Source organism: Nocardia sp. AB354, from assembly GCF_049538315.1.
In the GTDB taxonomy this organism is placed as follows: domain Bacteria; phylum Actinomycetota; class Actinomycetes; order Mycobacteriales; family Mycobacteriaceae; genus Nocardia; species Nocardia nova.
Window position 1 is genome coordinate 1 of the sequence record NZ_JBMVFU010000042.1, and the last position, 20,382, is coordinate 20,382.

The window sequence follows — 20,382 nt, forward strand, 5'->3', positions numbered from 1 at the left end:
CGGTCGCGTCTCTACTTACCGACGGCGCTGAGGTCCTGCTCGTCGATCTGCTTGAACGGCACATGCGTTGCGGGATCGAGGATTTCGTCCAGGTGCTGCTGCACCAGCTCCGGGGTCAGCTCCTTGCTCGTGAAGCCCGTGTTGAAGCCGAGCACCAGCCGCTGCACCTCACCGCCCTGGGCTTGGATCACCTCACCGTTGATCGCGCAGTCCTGGTGGGCCAGATATGCCACCACCGGGCTGACCAGCGAGGTCGGCAGGTTGTCGCGCATGAACTGCTTGAACTCCTCGGAGATGTCCGCTTCGTCGGACATGCGGGTCGCCGCGGTCGGAGCGATCGCGTTGACCTTGATGCCGACCTCCTCCGCCTCGATGGCAAGGGTGCGGGTGAACGCGAAGATCGCGCCCTTGGCGGAGACGTAGGGCGTCTGCTGCGGGAAGCCGATCAGCGTGGGGGAGGTGGTGTTCACGACGCGACCGGAACCGCTCTCGATCAGGTGCGGCCAGGCCGCGGCGGTGACTCCGGCGGTGCCGAAGAAGTGCACTTCCATGTGCTGCCGGATCGACGGCAGAATATCGGGCCCGAAGGCGTGCACCCGGTTGATACCGGCGTTGTTGACCAGGATGTCGAGGCGGCCGAACGCGTCGATCGCGGTCTGCACGATGTCTTCGGGATTCTCGGTGACCGAGTCGAAGTTCGCCACCGCGCGACCGCCGGCGGCGACGATCTCGGCCACGACTTCCTCCGCCGGAGTCGTATCGGCCCCGCTGCCCTGCGCGGAACCGCCGAGATCGTTGATCACCACCGCCGCGCCCCGCGACGCCAGGAACTTGGCGTGCGAGGCACCGAGGCCGCGCCCCGAGCCGGTGACAATGGCGACGCGTCCGTCGAATGACAACATTGAATTCTCCTCAGTTCTTCGCCGGAAGCATGACCGCGACCATCGTCACGGGTTTGTCGGTGCGGTTGCTCCAGGCGTGTTTGATGCCGCGGTGGATCACCGTGTCGCCGGCCCGCAGCAGGGTTTCGCCGGTCTCGTAGAGCGCGTAGATCTCGCCGTCGAGGATCGTGGCGATATCGATCGTCTCGGTCGCGTGCAGTCCGACGATGCCGTCGCTTTCGGCATTGGCGTCGTCACCGTGCAGGTTGCCGATCGACTCCGCGTACACCGCCGGGTCGATCTCGCTGTCCGGCGGGAAGGTGGCCAGCCGGACCACGAGCCCGTTCGCCGGCGGCGCGAGTTCCACCTCGGATGCCAGTGTGTCGTCGTCGCCATACCGGGCGGGCAGGGAATCGACGCGCCAGACGTCGTTGACGGTGAACGCCGGAAGGGCCACCCGGGTGGTTGTGTTCTCGTCCGTGACGACGGTCGACCTGCCCTGTGCGTCCAGGCCCGCGATCACGCGCCGGGCGGTCTTGTGCAGATGTTCGCCACTCATGAAGTTCCTTCCCATCGGCCGATCTTGTGCCGTCGCTCACAAAATACTATATATTAAATAGGGTAGACAAGGTCTGCTGCCGAAGCCGATCGGTCTCGATCGTCGGTCGCGAAGCGGTTGTGCAGTGTCCAGATATCTGGACACTCGCCGCCTCGGCATCCGGACATCATGGTGACGCAGGCCACCTGCACCACTCGATAGGAAGGCACCGACAACCGATGAGCACCACACCCGATCAGGCGACCATCGACCTCGCGGAGAACTGGGTCAAAGCGTTGAAGAACATCGACCTGTTCCTCGAGATCAGTACCGACGACTGCCAGGTGTGGCACAGCGCGGACGACAAGTGGGTGTCGGTGGCCGAGGCCGTCGCCGCCGTCTACGAGCGCTCCGGCGACAACGGCGTGCCCGATTTCCAGGCCCAGGGCGTCACCTTCACCGAGAAGGGCTTCTTCAACGAGGCGACGACCGAGGTGCAGATCAGTGGTCAGATGATGAAACTGCATCTGATCCAGCTCGTGGAGGTGCGCGACGGAAAGGCCGCGCGGGTGCGTGAGTACATCGGCCCGGAGATGGGCGTCCAGCCGTAAAGGCAAGTGCGCTGGACGAAAAGCGCGTCGACTGGGTTACCGGTCGACGCGCTTTCTCTGTCATCGAGTGTGATTACAACGGCCACTGCATGTGTTTGATCTCGAAGAACTCGCGCAGTCCCTCCTCACCGCCTTCGCGGCCGATTCCGCTGTAGCCCGGTCCACCCCACGGTGCGTCGGCGCGCATGCCGCCGCCGCCGTTGATGGTGACCGTGCCCGACCGCAGCCGGCGGCCGAAGGCTACGGCCTCGGCGGTGGGGCCCCAGACATTGGCGTTGAGAGCGTATTTGGAGTTGTTGGCCATGCGGACCGCATCGTCGAGATCGGTGTACGGCATGACGACGCCGACCGGTGCGAAGAGTTCTTCTTGGGCGATCTCGGCCTCGTTGGGTACGTCAGTGACCAGAGTGGCTTCGAGGAAGAAGCCGTCGCCCAGACCTGCTGGGCGGCCGCCGCCGACCGGGAGCTGGGCACCGGATTCGCGTGCACGAGTGAGGAAGCCCTCGACCTTCGCTCGATGCTCACCGGTGATCAGCGGCCCGAGGATGGTGTCGGGTGCCATCGGGTCACCGACGGTGAGGCTGCGCAGAAAGCCCGCCGATCGCTCGACGTATTCGTCGAAATCCGCCTGCGGCACCAGGGTTCGCGTGGTGGCGCCGCAGGCCTGGCCGCTGTTGCGGGTGAATCGGAGGACCGACGCGGGCACCGCCCGTTCCAGGTCTGTGCCCGGCAGCACGATATTCGGCGACTTGCCGCCCAGTTCGAGCACGACCTTCTTCAACGTCGGCGCTGCGAGCGTCAGGATCTTGCTGCCCACTTCGGCGGATCCGGTGAAACTCACCATGTCGACTTCGGGTGACTCGACCACCAAGGTCGTGGTCCCGGGCGGACCGAAGACCAGATTGACTGCGCCGGAAGGTAATCCAGCCTCCTCGAACAGTCGAACGATCGCCGAGGTCAGCAGGATGGCGCGCGGCGAGGTGACCAGTACGGTCGAACAACCGGCCGCCAGGGCGGCGCCCAGTTTGTACGCGCACATCATCACCGGCACGTTGTAGGCGACGATGGCGGCCACCACGCCGGCGGGTTCGCGCAGCAGCATGCTGCTGGAGGTGATCGGGTCGTGGTCCAGTGGGAGGGGCTGTTCGTATCCGTCGCGCGGGCCGCGGGCCGCGGCGTCGGCGAACCACCGGAAGAACTTCGCCGGCAGATCCACATGCAGGGTGCCCGCGCTGCTGATCGGGGTACCGATCTCGGTGGCGGCGAGCCCGATGATCGCCTCGCGGCGTTCGATCAGCAGATCGGCGAAGCGGTGCAACAGCGCGCCGCGATCGGCGGGGGAGAGGCGACTCCACTCGCCGCCGTCGAAAGCCCGGCGGGCCGCGGATACCGCTGCCGCTACCTGGGCCGGACCGGTCGAGGGCGTCACCGCGATCCGGCGACCGGTACTCGGGTTGATCGAGACGATCGGCTCGCCGTCACCGGTGATCCAGCGTCCGTCGATGAAGCTCGCGGCCTCGGCGGTCAAGGCGGTCATAACAACATTCTTTCTGTCGGAATCGCCCCGGTCCCACCGGAGCATATTGAATATATTGTGCTACGTGCTTATCGAGCCATGTAACCGCCATCGACGACGAACTCGCCGCCGGTCGCATAGCCGGCCCGCTCGGACAGCAGCCACACCGCCATCTCGGCGATATCCCCCGGCTGCGCCAGCCGCGCGAAGGGAATGCGCGCCATGATGGTGTCACCGCTGCGCGCCTTGGCGTCCTTCATCAGATCGGTGTCCGTATAGCCCGGGCACACCGCGTTGATACGGACGGTGGGCGCGTACTCGATCGCGGCGGTCTTCGTCAGGCCGATCACGCCGTGTTTGGCCGCCGAATATCCCGCGGTCGTCTTGAATCCGGTCAGGCCCGCCAGCGACGCGGTGTTCACGATCGCGCCGCCGCCCTGAGCCTCCATCTGCTTCAGCTCGGCGCGCAGGCACAGCCAGACGCCCTTGAGGTTCACGGCGATGGCCTGGTCGAAGGCCTTCTCGTCCCATTCGCCCACGCGGCGCCCGCCCTGGCCGATCTGGCCGCCGCTGACACCGGCGTTGTTGAAGGCGCCGTCGAGGCGTCCGTAGTGGTCGACGGCGGCGGCGACCATCGCGTCCACGGAACCGCCGTCGGTCAGATCGGCGGGAAGGGCGACCGCCTCGCCGCCGTTCGCGCGCACCTGCTCGGCCGCGGCCTTCAGTCCGTCCGTGGACACATCGGTCAGCGCCAGTCGCGCGCCTTCGCGTGCGGCGAGCAGGGCCGTGGCCCGTCCGATTCCGCCGGCCGCGCCGGTGATGAGTACGACCTTGCCGTCGAGCAACAGCTCAGGCATTTCAGGATTCCTTTCGATTGCGTTGCCGCGCTGGGCACTACGTCCGACGTAGCCCGGCGCTGTCCGGGGTGGGCGCTGCTGCTTATCGAGGCCGGGGTCCGGCCGCGCAGCTGTGATCGGTGCTGCGCGGCCGGCCGATTCCGGTGGCGAGTCTCAGCCGACGCGGGAGGCGGGCCAGTCGTGTGCGGGGGACCGCCACGCGGGCCAATGGTCTTCGGGCTCCGGGCGAGTCACCGATATCTGGTGCAAGCACTGCTGGCACTTGACGACCATGCGGGGGCCGAGATAGTTGGCCACCGGGTAGCGGGCGAGGTTCGCCGCACCGCACTCCGGGCAGGTTCCGTCGACGGGGGTCCGTTCGACGTACACGCGCGGTGTTTCCGGGCGAGGGAACAGGAGTCGATCGACCGACATAGGTGTGCCTCTCTCAGATGATCCAGGTGGTGGGGTTGGCGACCGGCACCTGCCAGCGCCCCTGTTCGCGTTCCGCGGCCAGATGCGTGCGCCGTGCCGTGGTGGCGGCCTCGTCGACCGCGCCGTCGGTGATGACGACTCCGTATGCGGCGGAGGCGAATTCGGGGCTGACGAGCCCGGCGCGCACGTCGGCGGCGACGCGGCCGGTGTCGCGGGCGAGCGGATCACCCCAGCCGCCACCGCCGCCGATGACGAAGCGAATCGCGTCGCCGGCCTGCAACAGCAGATTGGAGAACTTGCCGGACGTGTAGCGGGCGCCGCGGCCGAATTCGCCGTTGTTCGGATCGGGGCGGCCCTGCTCGTCGAACATGCCGAACAGCGGTTCGGCGCCGCGCAGATCGAGCGGGTTGCCGTGGGTGTTCAGATCGAAGTTCGCGATGTACCAGCCGTAGGCCGAGGTGCCCGCGCCGCCGCCCTTCGAGCCGGGAGCGCCGCGGCGCAGCCGGTCGGCGACGACGGTGACGAGCGTGTCGGATTCGGCGTAGATGGAATACACCGAACCGAGTCCGCCACGGAACTCGCCCGCGCCGGCGGTGTCGATCACGATCTCGTGCTGGACGACGATCAGTGGGCTCTCGATCTCGACGTGTTCCTGCACCGAGGTGCGGCAGTTGCCGATCGGCACCACGCAGAACGAGACGCCGTCCTCCTTCCACGTACCGCCCCAGCCGCCGCCGGCGAGACCGTAAGCGCCCCACGGGGTTCCCTCATGTCCGGGGCGGCTGTCGATTCCGCTGAAGCCGACATAGAGCGCGGTTCCGGTGTCGGGTGCGAAGGATTCCTCTACCGCCTGGCTCAGTGCCTGCGTCACCACGTTGATCGCACGCGGACCGATGTCGGCGTGGCTCGAGCAACTCGACGGTGGCAGCACCTGCACCACACTGCCCGCGGGCAGCAGGACGTCGATCGGTCGCAGGGTGCCGCTGTTGACCGGTGTCGACGGATCGACCATCAGCTTCACCGCCTCGATGCAGCGTCCCGCCTCGCACCAGGCGGTGCCGCAGTTACCCAGCGGCTGGCGGCCCGAACCGGAGAAGTCGATCTCCATGCGGTCGCCGCGCACCTTCACGGTGACGTTCACCGGGATCGGCTCGTCGGTCACGCCGTCCTCATCGAGGAAGTCCTCGGCGGTGTAGTCGCCGTCGGGGATGCTCGCGATACCGCGGCGCATACTCGCCTCGGTGGCGTCGATCGCGTACCGGCCGGCCGCACGGACCTGCTCCAGCCCACCGCGTGCGATGAGATCGTGCAGCTGACGCTCGCCGACGACCAGGCAGCCGTGCAGGGCACGCAGATCACCGAGCACCAACTGCGGAACCCTGTTGTTCTCCAGCAGGAAGTTGAAGGTCGGGCGCACCGGCACGTCGCCCGCGTAGAGCAAGGTCGGCGGCAGCTTCAGCTGTTCCTCGAAGTGAGTCTGCGCGCCGTTGGAGAAGCCGCCCGGGATCGGGCCGCCGAGATCCACGAGATGCGAGGTCGACTGCAGTAGGAATTCGACCCGGCCGTCGACGAAGACGGGCCGGAACAGATTCACATCGGCCTGGTGCAGCGAGCCGCGCCAGGGATCGTTGGTGAAGATGACGTCACCGGGCTGCATGGTGTCGATATCCCAGTCGTCCATCACGAAATTCGCGATGTGCGGTGCGACGAAGGCATGCTGCATACAGCCCTCCCACAGCGCGGCGGCCTCCCAGCCCTCGTCGGTGCGCATGTGGATGACGACCGTGCAGTCCAGAATGTCGCGGCAGACGGGCGAAAAGGCGCTGCGCATCAGCGAATCCAGCATTTCGCGCGCGACTTCGGTGAGTCCGTAGCGCAGGATGTCGAGTTCGACATCGGCGGCGGGTCCGGTGGATTCGGGGCTGGTGACAGGCGGGGTGGAAATGGTCATGGCTCCTCAGCTCTGCGGCTCGATGATCAGGTTCAGGTCGTCGTCCAGCGATGCGGTCCGCCCCGGCAGCACCAGCGTCGTCGCGTACTTCTCGGCGACGAGTGCGGGTCCGTGGACCTTCTCGTCGCGGCCGAGACGTTCGCGGACATAGATGGGAACCTCGACGGGGTCGGTGGTGCCCGGCACGGTGAGTTGGGTTGTGCGCAGGAAGGATTCGCCGTCCTCGGGCGTCGCCTCGGGCTTGCGGTTCTCGCGCGCGATGATGGCGGTCACCTCGACCGTCGACACCACGACCGGGATCTCCGTCGCCGCGAATCCGTACGACTCCCGATAGAACTCGTGGAAGGCGGGCACGAGCGCGGCAACGCCCTCCGCGGTGAGCGCCCCGTCGGGGATGGGCATCCGGTTGTCCCAGGTCTGGCCGCGGTACATGGCGAAGACGGCCCGCTCGAAGCGAAGGCGTTCGACATCGGCGCCCTGGTTCTTCAGTTCGTCGCGAATGCGGTCCTGCAGTGCGGTGAAGGCGGCCTCGATCGCGTCGGCGTTCGCCGGATCCAGCGCAGTCATGATCGACTGCGCCCGCGTGACCATCAGATCGCTGCGCAGCAACCCCAGCGCCGAGAACTGACCGGGACTCGACGGAACGATCACCTTGTCGAGACCGAGGATCTGTCCCACCCGGTCGGCGAGCATCGGCCCGGCCGAGCCGGAGGGCTGCAATGCGAACTCGCGCATGTCCAGTCCGCGATAGACCGAAATCGTGCGAACCTTCGCGGCGATGTCCTGGCACGCGACTTCGTATGCGGCGGAGGCGAGTTCGATCGCCGACATACCCCACTGCTCGCCGGTTCGCGCGAGAGCCGCCAGCGAGGCGTCGACGTCGAGACGGATGGCGCCGTTGGCGAACAGGTCCGGTTGCAGAATCCCGAGCGCGGCGCAGGCGTCGGTCAGGGCGGGTTCGGTGCCGCCGCGCTGGTAGCACACCGGTCCGGGGTTGGAGCCGGCCGAGGCCGGTCCGACTGCGACATTGCCCAGGGCGTTGGGCCGGATCAGGCTGCCGGCGCCCGAGCCGATGCTCTCCACATCGACCAGGGGCATGGTCAGCGTGAGCCCGGTTTCCAGCGTCCAGGTGTCGGTGAGCGGGGTCTTACCCCGGCGGATCGCGGCCACGTCGGTGCTGGTGCCACCCACGTCGATGGTGAGCAGGTTCGGTGAGCTGCCCTCGTTCGCCAACTTCACACTGCCGCTGACGCCGCCGACCGGTCCCGAAACCAGCTGGAAGACAGGCGCTTTCCCGGCATCGGCGAAGGTGGCGACGCCGCCGTTCATCATCATGATCCACAGCGTGCCGCGGTAGTCGCGTTCGGCCAGGCGGTTCATCAGGCGATTCAGATAGCCGACGACAGCCGGTCCGACGTAGGCGTCCAGGGCGACGGTGGTGGTGCGCTCGTGCTCCTTGGTCACCGGATACAGCGCGGAGGTCTGGATGTAGGCGTCCGGCAATTCCTCGGCGACGATTTCGGCGGCGCGGCGCTCGTGCTCGGGGTTGGTGTAGGAATTCATCAGGCAGACGGCGACGGATTCGGTGCCCCGGCCGGCGAGCTCGCGGGCGGCGTCGCGGACGGCGTCCTCGTCGAGCGCCAGCAGCACCGACCCGTCGTAGCGCAGCCGCTCGGCGACGCCGTAGCGCGACTCGCGCGCCACGATCGGGCGCTCCTGATGCGGGCGCACCCAGGTCGGGTCGTAGAAGCGGTCACCGAATTCCCGGTGCATGCGGCCGATGTCGAGCAGGTCCTTGTGCCCGCGGGTGGAGATCAGGCCGGTTGGCGCGCCGGTGCGGCTGAGCAGCGCGTTGATGCCGACGGTGTGTCCGTGCACGATTTCGGCGATGTCGGGGATGTCGATATCGATGGCCGCGATGCTGTCGAGCACCCCGACCTCCTGTTCGCGCGTGGACAGGACCTTTCCGTCGCGGATCTCTCCGGTGCTCTGATTCAGGCCGATGATGTCGGTGAAGGTGCCACCTACATCGATGCCGACGATCCAGTCGGCCGCCCGCTCGCTCTGCGTCATACCTGCGCCTCCAGTTGCCATGTGCTGCAGCGGCGTGAACCTGGAACAGGCGCCGCTTTTGTGGTGCAGCTCACTGTCTCGCGGCGGGCTCCGCGCTACATCCGGCGCAGGTAAGGGATTCGTACGACCTTCGGTCGAACCGGCTGGTGGGATGTCAGACCCGCGCTACGGAACCGGTCGCGGAGCTGCGCAGCCAGATCGACACGGCCTCGGCCCGGTTGGCGGCGCCCAGCTTGCGCAGGATCCGCGTGATGTGGGTTTTCACGGTGCCTTCGGAGATGGTGAGCCGGCGGGCGATCCTGCCGTTCGAATCACCGGCCGCCATCAAGCGCACGATCTGCGCCTCGCGGCGTGTCAGGATCGGGTTGTCGTCGAGGCTCACGGCGACGGATTCGGCGATCGCCGGCGCCGGGGCCCGCCATCCGGTCAGTCCGTCGATCTGCGCTCGCAGGGACGAGAGGCCTTCCAGCACAGTAACTCTCGCCAGATGCTGGCTCAGGCCGTCGGCGAATGCCGAGAGCACCACCCGATCGACCTCGGTGAGCACGCGTTGCTGGTGGTAACAGTCGCCGTGGACCAGTCCGACCACCTCGCCCTCGACCAGCAGCGGCGCGATCCCGTAGGACGAGGATTTGGTGATCTCGGCGAGCGCGCGATTGACCCGGGGATTGTCCTGGACCTCGGAGACCAGGACGGCGCGCGCGTCGACCACCGGGTCGTTCTCGACCAGGCTGCGGTCGAGCACCGGTGGGTTCTCCCGGCCCACCGCGACGATCTCCTCCGCCCATCGGGGCTCTCGCACGACACACATCGTGTGCAGCCGCCACGTCCGGTCGACGGTGGACACCAGCGCGCGGTCGAATCCGAGACCGCATGCCGCCTCCGGAGCGCGTGCGAGCAGCGCATCCACCGACCGTGCATCCGCTATCCCCGCGAGTGCGGCGCGAACCTCGGCCAGGCTGCGGGTGCGGTCTGCGAGCCGCAGCCGAGCCTGCATCGCCTCCGCCTCGCGGATCCGGCCGAGCAGACCGATCAGAGGAGTCAGCCGGCCGGGGGAGCCGGCGCCCGCTTCGCGCAGTGCCTCGGAGGTCACCAGTTCCCAGAGGTCGTCCAGAGTCGGGACCTCGGGCGACGGGCTCGTGACCGGTGGCGCGCCGAGCGGATCGCGATCGAGCAAGCCGCCGGCTTCCTCGGCGATCTCTCGTACCGCTGCCACCAGTTCGGCGGACTCCGATCGAATCGATGAACTGCTCATCTCCACGCTCCCGTGATCTATCTCACTTAAAACATAATATATCTGAAACTTGGGCAAGGCGACCGCCTGGTGATACGCGCCGCCGGACGAGCTACCCGTCGTCTTCGTTTTCCGGATCAATACCGGCGGTTTACGGATAGTGACGCGCGTCTCACCTCCCATAGCGTCGGTGCCACGGCGCACGAGCGTCGGTGACCGAGTCGACAGTGGAGTTGAACGGATGAGCCAGAACCGGGACGACCAGGCGCCGCGCATGGAGCGCGAGCTCGTCGAGGGGGCGTGCCCCCGATGTGGCGGGGAGTTACGACGGTATCCCGTCAATTCGGAGGGAGGCTGGTTCGACGTGGTCAAGTGCCAGAACTGCCTGCACTCCGTCAGCCGGGTCCGGGGACCGCGACTCGGGCCGATCCAGCTTCTTTCCGACCAACTGTAGTGAAAAGGGATCAACGATGATCGCAGTCGATGTGGGCGGCACATTCACCGATGTGGTGGCCCTGCGGGACGGACGAATCCACACCGCGAAGGTGTCGACCGACTATTCCGACGTCACCAAACCGGTGCTGCAGGGCGCGGCGCTGCTCGGCGTCGAGAACTCCGCGGTGTTCAATCACGCCAGCACGCACGGTCTGAACGCGGTGATCACCCGCCGGCTGCCGAAGATCGGCTTCCTGGCGACCGAGGGGCACCGCGACATCCTCGACATGGGCCGCGTGTGGCGGCCGGCGGAAGCCATTCTCGATCCGCGCTGGCGGCGCAGCTTCGGTGACGCCGCCCGCCCGCTGATCCCGCGCTATCTGCGCCGGGGCATCCGGGAGCGCATCACCGCCGACGGCGGTGTGCTGTTCGAACTCGACGAGGCTCAGGCGCGCGCCGAACTCGAGGTGCTGCGTAGGTGCGAGGTGGCAGGTGTGGCGATCTGCTTGATCAACGCCTACGTCAATCCCGCGCACGAGCTGCGGCTGCGGGAGCTGGTGCGTGAGGTGCTCGGCGATGTGCCGTGCTCGGTGTCGAGCGAGGTGTCCCCGCTGGCCAAGGAGTACGCCCGCGCCTCCACCACGGTGGTCGACGCGCTGATGAAACTGATCTACGCCGACTACACCGCGAAACTCGAAAAGGGTTTGGCCGAACTGGGTTTCACCGGCCAGTTGAATTTCGCCGACTGTGCGGCGACGCTGGTGCCCTCGCATCGGGCGATGGAACATCCGTTCCGCATCGTGTTCTCCGGTCCGGCCGCCGGTACCGTCGCCAGCGCGCACTTCGGCGCGCTGATCGGTGAAACCCAATTGCTGTGCGCCGATGTCGGCGGCACCTCCTGCGATATCAGCGTGGTCACCAACGGTGAGCCCTATGTGAACACGACATTCGAACTCGAACACGATCTGGTGGTCAACTCCCTCGCCAACGACGTCACCGCGATCGGCGCGGGCGGCGGCAGCCTGGTGACCATCGGCCAGACCGGCGCGATCCAGGTGGGGCCGGGCAGCGCCGGCTCGACACCCGGACCGGCCTGTTACGGCCGCGGTGGCACGGAGCCGACCACGACCGACACCTGCCTGCTGATCGGCATCATCGACAGCGAAACCTTCGCCGGCGGTCAGTTGAGCCTGGTTCCCGCCCTGTCGCGGCAGGCGTTCGAACAGCTCGACTCGGAATTCTCACTCGCTCAACGGGTTCGGTACGCCTACGAGATGGCGGTGCACAACATCGCCGAGGGCGTGTTCAACGTGGCGATCAAGAACGGCGTCGATCCGCGCGACTACAGCCTGGTCGCCTACGGCGCCGCCGGACCGATGCTGCTGCCCGCCGCGATGGACGCCGTGCACTGCAAACAGGTCATCGTGCCGCCGAATCCGGGATTGTTCTCGGCGCTGGGCCTGCTGTCTGCCGATCAGGTGTTCACCGTGAACCGCAGCGCGTATACCGTCCTCACTCCCGAGGTCGCGCCGCAGATCGACGCCCTGTTCACGGAGATGGAAGCGCAGCTGCGCGAGCGGCTCGCGCACGACGCGCAGGTCGTGTTCGAGCGCAGCTTCGACGGTCATCTGGTCGGCCAGAGCTGGGACACCCCGTTCGTGCCGGTGCCGGACGGCACCATCGACGGGGCGGCCGTCGCGACCATGATCGGTGCGTTCCACGACACCTACCAGGAGCGTTCCCGCAACCGCTTCGACATGGTGCCCGTCGAGGGCGTCACCTTCCGGGTACGCGCGGTCCTCGACACCCCGAAGGTGGACTACCCGGTGGTCCCCGAACGTGGTCCGGACGAACCACTGATCCCGGATCGCACCGTGACCCTGCGCTACCTCGGCGACCTGGAGACCGACGATATCGAGTCCGGGCAGCCGGCCGCGGTCTACCACCGCGAGGCGCTGCGGGCCGGCGATGAGCTGGACGGCCCGATCATCGTCAACGAGGGACTGTCCACCACCCACGTCGGCGCCGGTCAGCGCATGACCGTCGGTCGCTACGGCGAACTCGTCATCCGGAGGAAGTGAAGATCATGAGTGCCAACAACACCGCCGACGTCCGCATCCGCGATCTGTCCGACCAACAATTCCACGACGCCTACGGTTGTGACCGGTTCACCGCGTCGGTGATCGTCAACCGGCTGAAATACGCTGTGGGACATATGTCCACGGCCTTCCTGCGGGAGGCGTTCTCACCGATCATCCGCGACTGGTACGACTTCGCGTGCACCATCAGCGGGCCGCCGGAACAGGACTACCGGATGGCGGTGGTCAGCAACAGTCTGACCCCGTTCCTCGGCACCATGCCCGACGCCGGGCGCAACGCCGTCGAGGAGTTCGGCCCGGAGAACCTCTCGCCCGGTGACGTGCTGATCTGCAACGACCCCTATCGCGGCGGCACCCACGTCAACGACGTGTTGTTCACCCGGCCCGTGTTCGTGGACGGAAAGATCGTCTCGTTCGTGAATATGCGTGCCCATCAACTGGATATGGGCGGCACGGTGCCGGGCGGGTTCTCCGCGACGAAGATGAATGTCTTCGAGAACGGTCTGGTCATTCCGCCGATGCTGTTGTGGTCGAAGGACGAGCCGGTGCGCTCGACCTTCAGCCTGATCTTCGACAACACCCGCTGGGGCGCGATGCTGATGCCGGACTTCAAGAGCATGCATCAGCAGTTGCAGTTGGGGGAGCGGCTGATCCGGGAGAACATCGAAAGATACGGGCTGGCAGCCTATCTCGGCACTCTGACTTATGCGTGCGATACGTCGGCGGAGAAGATGCGGGAGGCCATCTCCCGCATTCCCGACGGCGACTACACCGGCCAGGCGTGTGTGGACGCGGACGGACTCGACGACACGGTCGACTACACCGTGCACGTCACCCTGCGTAAACGTGGATCGCTCATCGAGGCCGATCTGTCCGGGACCTCGGCCCAGGCCCGCACCTGCATCAATTGCGGTGTGCTGGACGCGAAGACGGCGCTCGGGGTGGCATTGACGATGCTGCTGGATCCCGAGATCCCGTTCACCTCGGGCACCTGGCGCACGATCGATCTGGTCGCACCGCCGGGCACCTTCCTCACCGCGATGCCGCCCGAGGGCGCGCCCATGATGTTCTGGGAGTCCTCCGGCGCGCTGATCGCCGCGATCTTCAACGCGCTCAACCCGGTTCTGGGCGCCGAGGGCGTCGGCGGCGACTACGGCTCCACCAACACCCACAACGCCAACGGCCTGCGCCCGGACGGGACACCGTGGACCAGCGCCACCCAATGCGGTGGCGAACACGGTCCGTGGGGTGCCACCAAGGAGGCCGACGGCGACAGCTACACGGTGCTGTTCAACCTCAACAACCTGGACCCGGCCACCGAAACCATCGAACACGATTCTCCGGTGGTGATGTTGCGCAAGGAACACGCGATCGACACCGGTGGCGCCGGTGAGCACCGGGGCGGTGCGGCCAACCTCAAGGACACGTTGTGGCTCACCGACGCCGACCACTACCTGTCGCCGTTCCGCACCAAGGAACCCAGCGGTGTGGGCGCCAACGGCGGACAGGCGGGACCGACTGGCGCGATCTGGATCTTCCCGCCGCAGAACGGAACCGGCGGGCCGGACGATCTGATCGGCACCACCGCCGAGGTCTACGCGACCAGCACCCCGGTCGCGGGCGTGCTGGATCCGCGGACCAAGGCCCTGGATCCCGAGCACGGCACCTACCACTACTTCGCCAGCGAGAAGACGTGGAAGACCACGGCCGGATCGGTGCTGCGCTGCCTGACCAACGGTGGCGGCGGCTGGGGCTCGCCGTTCGAGCGTGACCCAGAGAAGGTGCTGCGCGATGTGCGCGACGAGTACGTCAGCATCGCCGGCGCCGCCCGCGACTACGGCGTGGTCGTCATCGGCGATCCGCACCACGACCCCGAAGGTCTGCGCATCGACGAACAGGCGACCGCGTCGCTGCGAGCGACGCACTGAGAAGTCCATACCCGCACAACACAATTCACAATCGACGAGGAGTTATCCGATGGCTTCCGCAGCCGTGCCGAACCCCAGCGATCGCAATTTGTTCTTCGCGTGGAGCACCTACACCACCGACTACGACACCTACGCGAAGTGGTATGACGAGGAGCACATCCCGCAGGTGATGGCAGCTCCCGGAATGCTGGGCGCGCAACGCTTCCTGATCGCCGACACCAAGCCGCTGCCCGGTTCGGCCGCGGTCGACTTCGGGCATCTGGCCCTCTACGAGATGGAGGGTTCCGCGCAGGGATTCCGTGAGGAGGTCAAGCGCAAGCTGATCTCGCAGGAGATGGTGCTGCCGGACTACATGGTGCAGCCGTTCAAGGCGCTGTTCGCGAAATCGGTGAGCAAGCCGCAACTGTCGGAACAATTCGCGCGCACCGAATCGCTGGACGACCGGCATCTGTTCTTCGCGTGGAGCCGGCACACCGGCGACGACGACACCTTCGCCAAGTGGTACGACGAGGTGCACATTCCGCAGATCATGGCCGCCCCCGGTGTGATCCGGGCCGAACGGTTCGAGGTGTCGGAGGTCAAGCCGCTGCCCGGGGTGGAGGCAGTGGATCTGGGTCATCTCGCGATCTACGAGACGATCGGCGATCTCGAGGGCTTCCGCAGCGAGGTGAAGCGTCAGCTGATCTCCGGGGAGATGGTGATCCCGGACTTCATGATCAATCCGTTCTCGACCATGTTCTGCAAGCCGGCCAGTCCGTTCTTCATCGCGAACGGTTCGTGAGGTTCGCCGGTGAGTGCGATCGATGTCGCGGGAGTTACCGTCCCGCACAGTGATTCGGTATTCGTCGGTGGTAACTGGATCACCGCCGACGGGCCCGCCTACGAGGTGGTGTCACCGGCCACCGAGCAGGTGATCGCCGAGGTCGCGCTGCCTTCGCAGCACCAGGCCCGCGCCGCGCTGCAGGCCGCGGACGCGGGCCGGGAGTGGGGGCAGGTCCCGGTCGCGACCCGGGTGGAGATCTGCGCCCGATTCTGCGCGGCGCTCGAGGCGCGATTCGACGAGATGGGCACCGTGTGGGCCGCGGAGGCGGGCATGCCCGTCCGCTACAGCGCGACCCTGCACAAGTTCGGTGCGGCCGGCGCGTGGTCGGCGGCCCTGGAATGCGCGGCCGACGCGCTGCGCGACGATCCCCGTAAATCCCTGCTCGGCGAGGTCGTCGTGCGCCGCGAACCCGCCGGTGTGGTGCTGGCGATCATGGCTTACAACGGCCCGCTGGTCACCGTGGGCACCAAGGTGATTCCGGCGCTGCTGGCCGGCTGCCCGGTGATCGTGAAGGCCGCCGTCGAATCGCAGCTGATCATGCGGCTCGTCGCGGACTGCGCGCAGGCTGCGGGTTTTCCGCCGGGCGCGCTGAGCATCCTGTGCGGCGACGTGGCGATCGGGCGGATGCTGACCGCCGACGCGCGCGTCGACATGGTCTCGCTGACCGGCGGACGTGTTGCGGCACAACAGATCATCGAGACCACCCGGTGTCGCTTCGCCCGCACTCATCTGGAACTCGGCGGGAAATCTCCGGCGCTGATCCTCGACGACGCACCACTGGATCGGGTCCTCAGATCGCTCGTACCGGGCGCGACCGGCGGCACCGGACAGGTCTGCGCGGCGCTGTCGCGGGTTCTCATCTCCGAGCGGCGCCACGACGAGCTGATCGAGAAGATGCGGGCGGCGTGGGCGGCGCTGCGGATCGGTGATCCGCTCAACGACGAAACCCGGATCGGCCCGCTGGTGAACCAGGCGGCGCTGCGCCGCACCGAGGGGTTCGTGGAACGCGCGGTCGGCGCGGGTGGTCGCGTGGTCGCCGGCGGGCGACGGCCACGGCATACCGACACCGGCTGGTTCTACGAGCCGACGCTGATCACCGGTCTGGCGCCCGAGGCCGATCTGGTGCGCAACGAGGTCTTCGGCCCGGTGACGGTCGTGCAGACCTACCGCGACCTGGACGAGGGCGTGCGGCTGGCCAACGACACCAGCTTCGGTCTAGCAGCCTCGGTCTACACCACCGACCGCGAGGCGGCTCTCGCCACGGCGGCCCGCATCCGTGCGGGGTCGGTGGCGATCAACACCTTCGGCCCGGCGGTCAGCGCACCGTTCGGCGGCGTGAAGGGATCCGGCTGGGGCCGGGAATCGGGGCCGGAGGGAATTCAGGAATTCACCGAGCTCAAGCAGATCGTGATCGGACCGGGCGTCTGACCATGCGCAACGAACAGATGACGCCGGTACGGCGGGCCCGTGATCGACAGGCCCGGAGGAAGGATGGTACGCCGTGAACTTCACTCGGGTTCTCGACTCGGTGGTCGACCAGATCCCTGCGGGCGGACGGGATCGGGTCGCGGTCGCCTTCGACGGTCGTGAACGGATCACCTACGAACAGTTGCTCGACACATCGCTGCGCTATGCCCGGGCTCTGGCGGAACTGGGGCTCGGCAAGGGTGATCGGCTCGGGCTGATGTTGTACAACGACGCCGAATACCTTCCGTTGTGTTTCGCCGCGATGCGGCTGGGCCTGATCGCGGTACGGCTCAACTTCCGGCTCGCCCCGGCCGAATTGCGGTTCATCCTCGACGATTCGGGATGTAAGGCGCTGATCATCCACAGCAGTCTGCTCGCCAAGGCCGAGCCGATCCGCGCGGAGCTCGACATCGAAACCTTCATCGTGCGTATCGATTCCGAGCATCCGACGCCGGAATGGGCGCAGCCGTTCGAGATCCTCGAGGGAGGTGAGCTGCTCGCCGAGGCACCCGACGTCGCCGCGGAGGACCCGATGTCGCTGCTCTACACATCCGGTACGACGGGATTGCCCAAGGGCGCGATCTGGACCCACGCCAACACCCTCGCCGCGGCCACCATGCAGGCGCTGCGCTGGCGCTTCTCCACGCAGACCGTCGCACTCGTCCCGGGGCCGCTGTATCACGCGGGCGGATTCGAGGCGGTCGCCGCGCCGGCGCTGCTGATGCACGGCACTATCGTCACGCTCGCCTCGGGCAACTTCACCGTCGACCATCTGCTCGAGGTGATCGAACGCGAACAGGTCACCGACTGCCTGCTGTTCTCGTTCATGCTCGGGGAGATGCTGCGCATGGACGACATCGAGCATCGGCTCCCGAAATCGGTGCGGCACTTCATCATCGGCGGCGACACGATGATGCCGTGGATGGTCGCCGAGGTCCGGCGGCGGCTGCCCGGGATCCGGCTCACCCAGGTGTTCGGGCTCACCGAGGGCGGGGCCATCGCCACCACCCTCGACGACGAGGATTTCGACTCCCAGCCCGACAGCATCGGCCGCCCACTTCCGCTGGCCGAGGCCAAGGTGTGGACGGGCGAGGGCGATATGTCGGCCGGTGCGGCGGCGCCCGGTGAGGTCGGCGAGATCATCGTGCGCAGCGGCGCGGTCAGCGCCGGCTATTGGAACCGTCCCGACGCCAACCGGGATACCTTCGTCGACGGCTGGTGCCGCACCGGCGATCTGGGATATGTGAACGCCGACGGCTTCCTCGTCCTGGCCGGGCGGGCCAAGGATATGATCCGCAGCGGCGGGGAGAACGTGTATCCCGCCGAGATCGAGAGCGTGCTCACCGCGCATCCGCGCATTCAGGATGCCGCGGTGGTCGGAGTACCGGACCGCAAGTACACCGAGGTGGGCTGCGCGGTGCTGGTGGTCGAGGACGGCGCCGATATCGATGAGGATGCGCTGCGGGCGTACTGCCGGGAGCGGCTGGCCTCCTACAAGATCCCGAAGTACTTCATCCGCCAGGACGAACTCCCGCGCAACGCCTCGGGCAAGATCCTGAAATACAAGCTGCGCGCACAGTACGAAAGTGTCGGCGCGACAGTCGAATCCGCCGATCCGGCGCCGGCCGAGCAGGCCGTCGGCGCGGGCGGCGACAACAGTGAGGTGGTCCGATGAGCGGCGCACGCAGTAAACCCGAATTCGCACTCGTCACCGGCGCCGCCGGCGGGGTGGGCTCGGCGGTGGTCCGCAGGCTGGTCGCCGACGGAGCGAAGGTCGCGGTGACCGATATCGACGCCGACCGGCTCGAGGTCCTGGCGAAGGAAACCGGTGCGCTGGCCCTGCCCGCCGACGGTACCGACCGGGACGCGATTCGCGACGTCGTCGCCCACGCGGCGGCCGACCTGGGTGGTATCGATACCGTCATTGCCGCGCAGGGCGCCGCGATCTCTGGCACCGCGAACCCGAAACATGCTGCGGCATACCAGAAAGCGCTCGACGTCAACGTGAACGGCTCGTACTACCTCGCCGGAGAGGTGATGCCGCATCTGGTGCAGCGGCGAGGTTCGCTGGTGCTGTTCGCATCGACCGCCGGACTGATCGCCGGCCCGCCCGGAACCGTCGGCTACACCGCGGCGAAGGCGGCGCTGATCGGCATCACCCGCTGGCTGGCGCGGGAATACGGTCCGAAGGGGGTCCGGGTCAACGCGGTCTGCCCCGGCTGGATCCGCACCCCACTCGGCGAGGGCGCGATGGCGTATCTGGCCCAACGCGAAGGAATCACCCTCGATGAGGCCTACGACCTGACCACCGCGCACGTCCCGTTGCGGCGCGCGGCCGAGCCGGAGGAGATCGCCGCGGTCTGCGCCTTCCTGGCCTCCGGGGACGCGTCGATCGTCACCGGGCACGTCCTGGTGGCCGACGGGGGAGGCGCCGCGGTCGACGCCTCGACCATCGTCTTCGACGAAAGCTGACCGCCGCGAAAGCTGTTGCGGCACACACCGAGCCGGGTCCGCGACCTCGTCGTCGCGGGCCCGGCTCAGCGGCGTGCGCGGCCGACCGTCTGTGACGGTGTGGCCCCGAAACGCTCGCGATACTGCTGGGAGAAGCGGCCTAGGTGGAAGAAGCCCCACTTCGCCGCGACGTCGGTGATCGACGACGCGCTGCCCGAAGCCAATTCCAGGTGTACGCGATCCAGGCGCACGCCGCGCAGATACGCGGTCGGCGACATGCCCACGATGTCCTGGAAACCGGCCTGCAGCGCGCGGGGACTGATTCCGGCGCGCGCCGCCAGATCCGCGGTGGTGATCTCCTCCTCCGGATGGTTGTCGATGTAGTCCATGAGTTCGCGGATCTTCGAGCGCCGGGTATGGGCCGGTTTGCTGTGCAGCAGGGGGCTCAGCTGACTGGGCACCGCCATCAGCAACTGTGTCATCAGCGCCGCTTCCAATTCCTGGCATGCGCTGGGCACGGTCGCCAGCCCACCCGGGCGATTCAGTTCCGCGTAGAGGAAACCGGTGGTCGCGAGCAGCGCCGAACCCAGTCCGCCGCGCAGGTCGAAATCGACGTCGAAGCGAATTCCGTCGTCGACCGGGACGCCGGTGAGTTTGGCGGCGTGCGCCTCCAGCAACTCCTTGGGGATCTTCACGTGGTACTGCCACGATCCGGAACTCCAGGCCACCATGACCGGGTAGCGGGGGACGAACACCGCCCCGGCCTCGCCGCCGGCGATGGTGCGGCGCACACCGTTCTGCGCCACCACGCTCTCGCCGGTCACTGGGAGATTCACGTGATAACAGAGCTGCATGGGCGGGCCGTGGATGGTCGCCTCGGTGCCGTAGCTCATCCGGGCGACGGTCAGTCGCGGCGCGGGCGCCAGATCGAGCTGGAAATCGAGGTCGCGCACATCCGCCAGCTGCACCTCATGCCGGGCGAACGTCTTGGTGACCTGCTCGATGGCGGCATCGACATCGCCGGTATGGAAACTCAGCCGGGGGTCGGTGTGTAGTTGCTCAGGCACCGTTACCTCCTCGCAACCTCAGCCTACTCGTGTGCGG

Annotated in this window: 15 protein-coding genes; 7 read left to right on the forward strand and 8 right to left on the reverse strand. The window is 67.3% G+C overall.

Going from position 1 to position 20,382, the window contains the following annotated elements:
• Positions 1-11 precede the first annotated feature (11 nt).
• Complete coding sequence (locus ACPCUW_RS34160) at positions 12-902, reverse strand: SDR family NAD(P)-dependent oxidoreductase (RefSeq protein WP_423429483.1); 891 nt, start codon at positions 900-902, stop codon at positions 12-14.
• A gap of 10 nt (positions 903-912) precedes the next feature.
• The gene (locus ACPCUW_RS34165) at positions 913-1,440 is read right to left on the reverse strand and encodes a cupin domain-containing protein (RefSeq protein WP_423429484.1); all 528 of its coding nucleotides are present in this window, start codon (positions 1,438-1,440) and stop codon (positions 913-915) included.
• Positions 1,441-1,658: 218 nt separating this feature from the next.
• On the opposite strand from ACPCUW_RS34165, the gene ACPCUW_RS34170 reads away from it, so the two are divergent.
• Positions 1,659-2,030 (forward strand): hypothetical protein, encoded by a 372-nt coding sequence (locus ACPCUW_RS34170; protein ID WP_195050207.1) that lies wholly within the window; start codon positions 1,659-1,661, stop codon positions 2,028-2,030.
• A gap of 73 nt (positions 2,031-2,103) precedes the next feature.
• Here the strand turns inward: ACPCUW_RS34170 and ACPCUW_RS34175 are convergent, their stop codons facing one another.
• From ACPCUW_RS34175 to ACPCUW_RS34195, 5 genes are all read right to left on the reverse strand, one after another.
• Complete coding sequence (locus ACPCUW_RS34175; protein ID WP_423429486.1) at positions 2,104-3,567, reverse strand: aldehyde dehydrogenase family protein; 1,464 nt, start codon at positions 3,565-3,567, stop codon at positions 2,104-2,106.
• Between the two features lie 68 nt (positions 3,568-3,635).
• Positions 3,636-4,403 carry an SDR family NAD(P)-dependent oxidoreductase gene (locus ACPCUW_RS34180; RefSeq protein WP_423429488.1) on the reverse strand — a complete coding sequence of 256 codons (768 nt, stop codon included), beginning with the start codon at positions 4,401-4,403 and terminating at the stop codon, positions 3,636-3,638.
• Between the two features lie 427 nt (positions 4,404-4,830).
• Positions 4,831-6,768, reverse strand: coding sequence for a hydantoinase B/oxoprolinase family protein (locus ACPCUW_RS34185; protein WP_423429489.1), 1,938 nt, complete (start codon positions 6,766-6,768; stop codon positions 4,831-4,833).
• 6 nt (positions 6,769-6,774) lie between these two features.
• Positions 6,775-8,841 (reverse strand): hydantoinase/oxoprolinase family protein, encoded by a 2,067-nt coding sequence (locus tag ACPCUW_RS34190; protein WP_423429491.1) that lies wholly within the window; start codon positions 8,839-8,841, stop codon positions 6,775-6,777.
• Between the two features lie 154 nt (positions 8,842-8,995).
• Entirely contained in the window at positions 8,996-10,096 is a 1,101-nt protein-coding gene (locus tag ACPCUW_RS34195) for a LuxR C-terminal-related transcriptional regulator (protein WP_423429493.1), read from the reverse strand.
• A 449-nt stretch (positions 10,097-10,545) separates the two neighbouring features.
• Between ACPCUW_RS34195 and ACPCUW_RS34200 the strand changes: the two genes are divergently transcribed.
• The 6 genes from ACPCUW_RS34200 to ACPCUW_RS34225 all read left to right on the forward strand — a co-directional run bounded on the left by ACPCUW_RS34200 (position 10,546) and on the right by ACPCUW_RS34225 (position 19,299).
• A complete protein-coding gene (locus tag ACPCUW_RS34200) occupies positions 10,546-12,591 on the forward strand; it encodes a hydantoinase/oxoprolinase family protein (protein ID WP_423429494.1) in 2,046 nt (681 codons plus the stop codon).
• A gap of 5 nt (positions 12,592-12,596) precedes the next feature.
• Positions 12,597-14,537 (forward strand): hydantoinase B/oxoprolinase family protein, encoded by a 1,941-nt coding sequence (locus tag ACPCUW_RS34205; RefSeq protein ID WP_423429496.1) that lies wholly within the window; start codon positions 12,597-12,599, stop codon positions 14,535-14,537.
• 49 nt (positions 14,538-14,586) lie between these two features.
• Positions 14,587-15,318 carry a hypothetical protein gene (locus tag ACPCUW_RS34210; RefSeq protein ID WP_157121553.1) on the forward strand — a complete coding sequence of 244 codons (732 nt, stop codon included), beginning with the start codon at positions 14,587-14,589 and terminating at the stop codon, positions 15,316-15,318.
• A gap of 9 nt (positions 15,319-15,327) precedes the next feature.
• Complete coding sequence (locus ACPCUW_RS34215) at positions 15,328-16,788, forward strand: aldehyde dehydrogenase family protein (RefSeq protein ID WP_423429497.1); 1,461 nt, start codon at positions 15,328-15,330, stop codon at positions 16,786-16,788.
• Positions 16,789-16,861: 73 nt separating this feature from the next.
• Positions 16,862-18,502 (forward strand): class I adenylate-forming enzyme family protein, encoded by a 1,641-nt coding sequence (locus tag ACPCUW_RS34220; protein WP_423429498.1) that lies wholly within the window; start codon positions 16,862-16,864, stop codon positions 18,500-18,502.
• Complete coding sequence (locus tag ACPCUW_RS34225) at positions 18,499-19,299, forward strand: SDR family NAD(P)-dependent oxidoreductase (RefSeq protein ID WP_423429499.1); 801 nt, start codon at positions 18,499-18,501, stop codon at positions 19,297-19,299. Before ACPCUW_RS34220 ends, ACPCUW_RS34225 begins: the two co-directional genes overlap by 4 nt.
• Before the next feature lie 65 nt (positions 19,300-19,364).
• Here the strand turns inward: ACPCUW_RS34225 and ACPCUW_RS34230 are convergent, their stop codons facing one another.
• Positions 19,365-20,345 carry an AraC family transcriptional regulator gene (locus tag ACPCUW_RS34230; protein ID WP_423429501.1) on the reverse strand — a complete coding sequence of 327 codons (981 nt, stop codon included), beginning with the start codon at positions 20,343-20,345 and terminating at the stop codon, positions 19,365-19,367.
• Between the last annotated feature and the right edge of the window lie 37 nt (positions 20,346-20,382).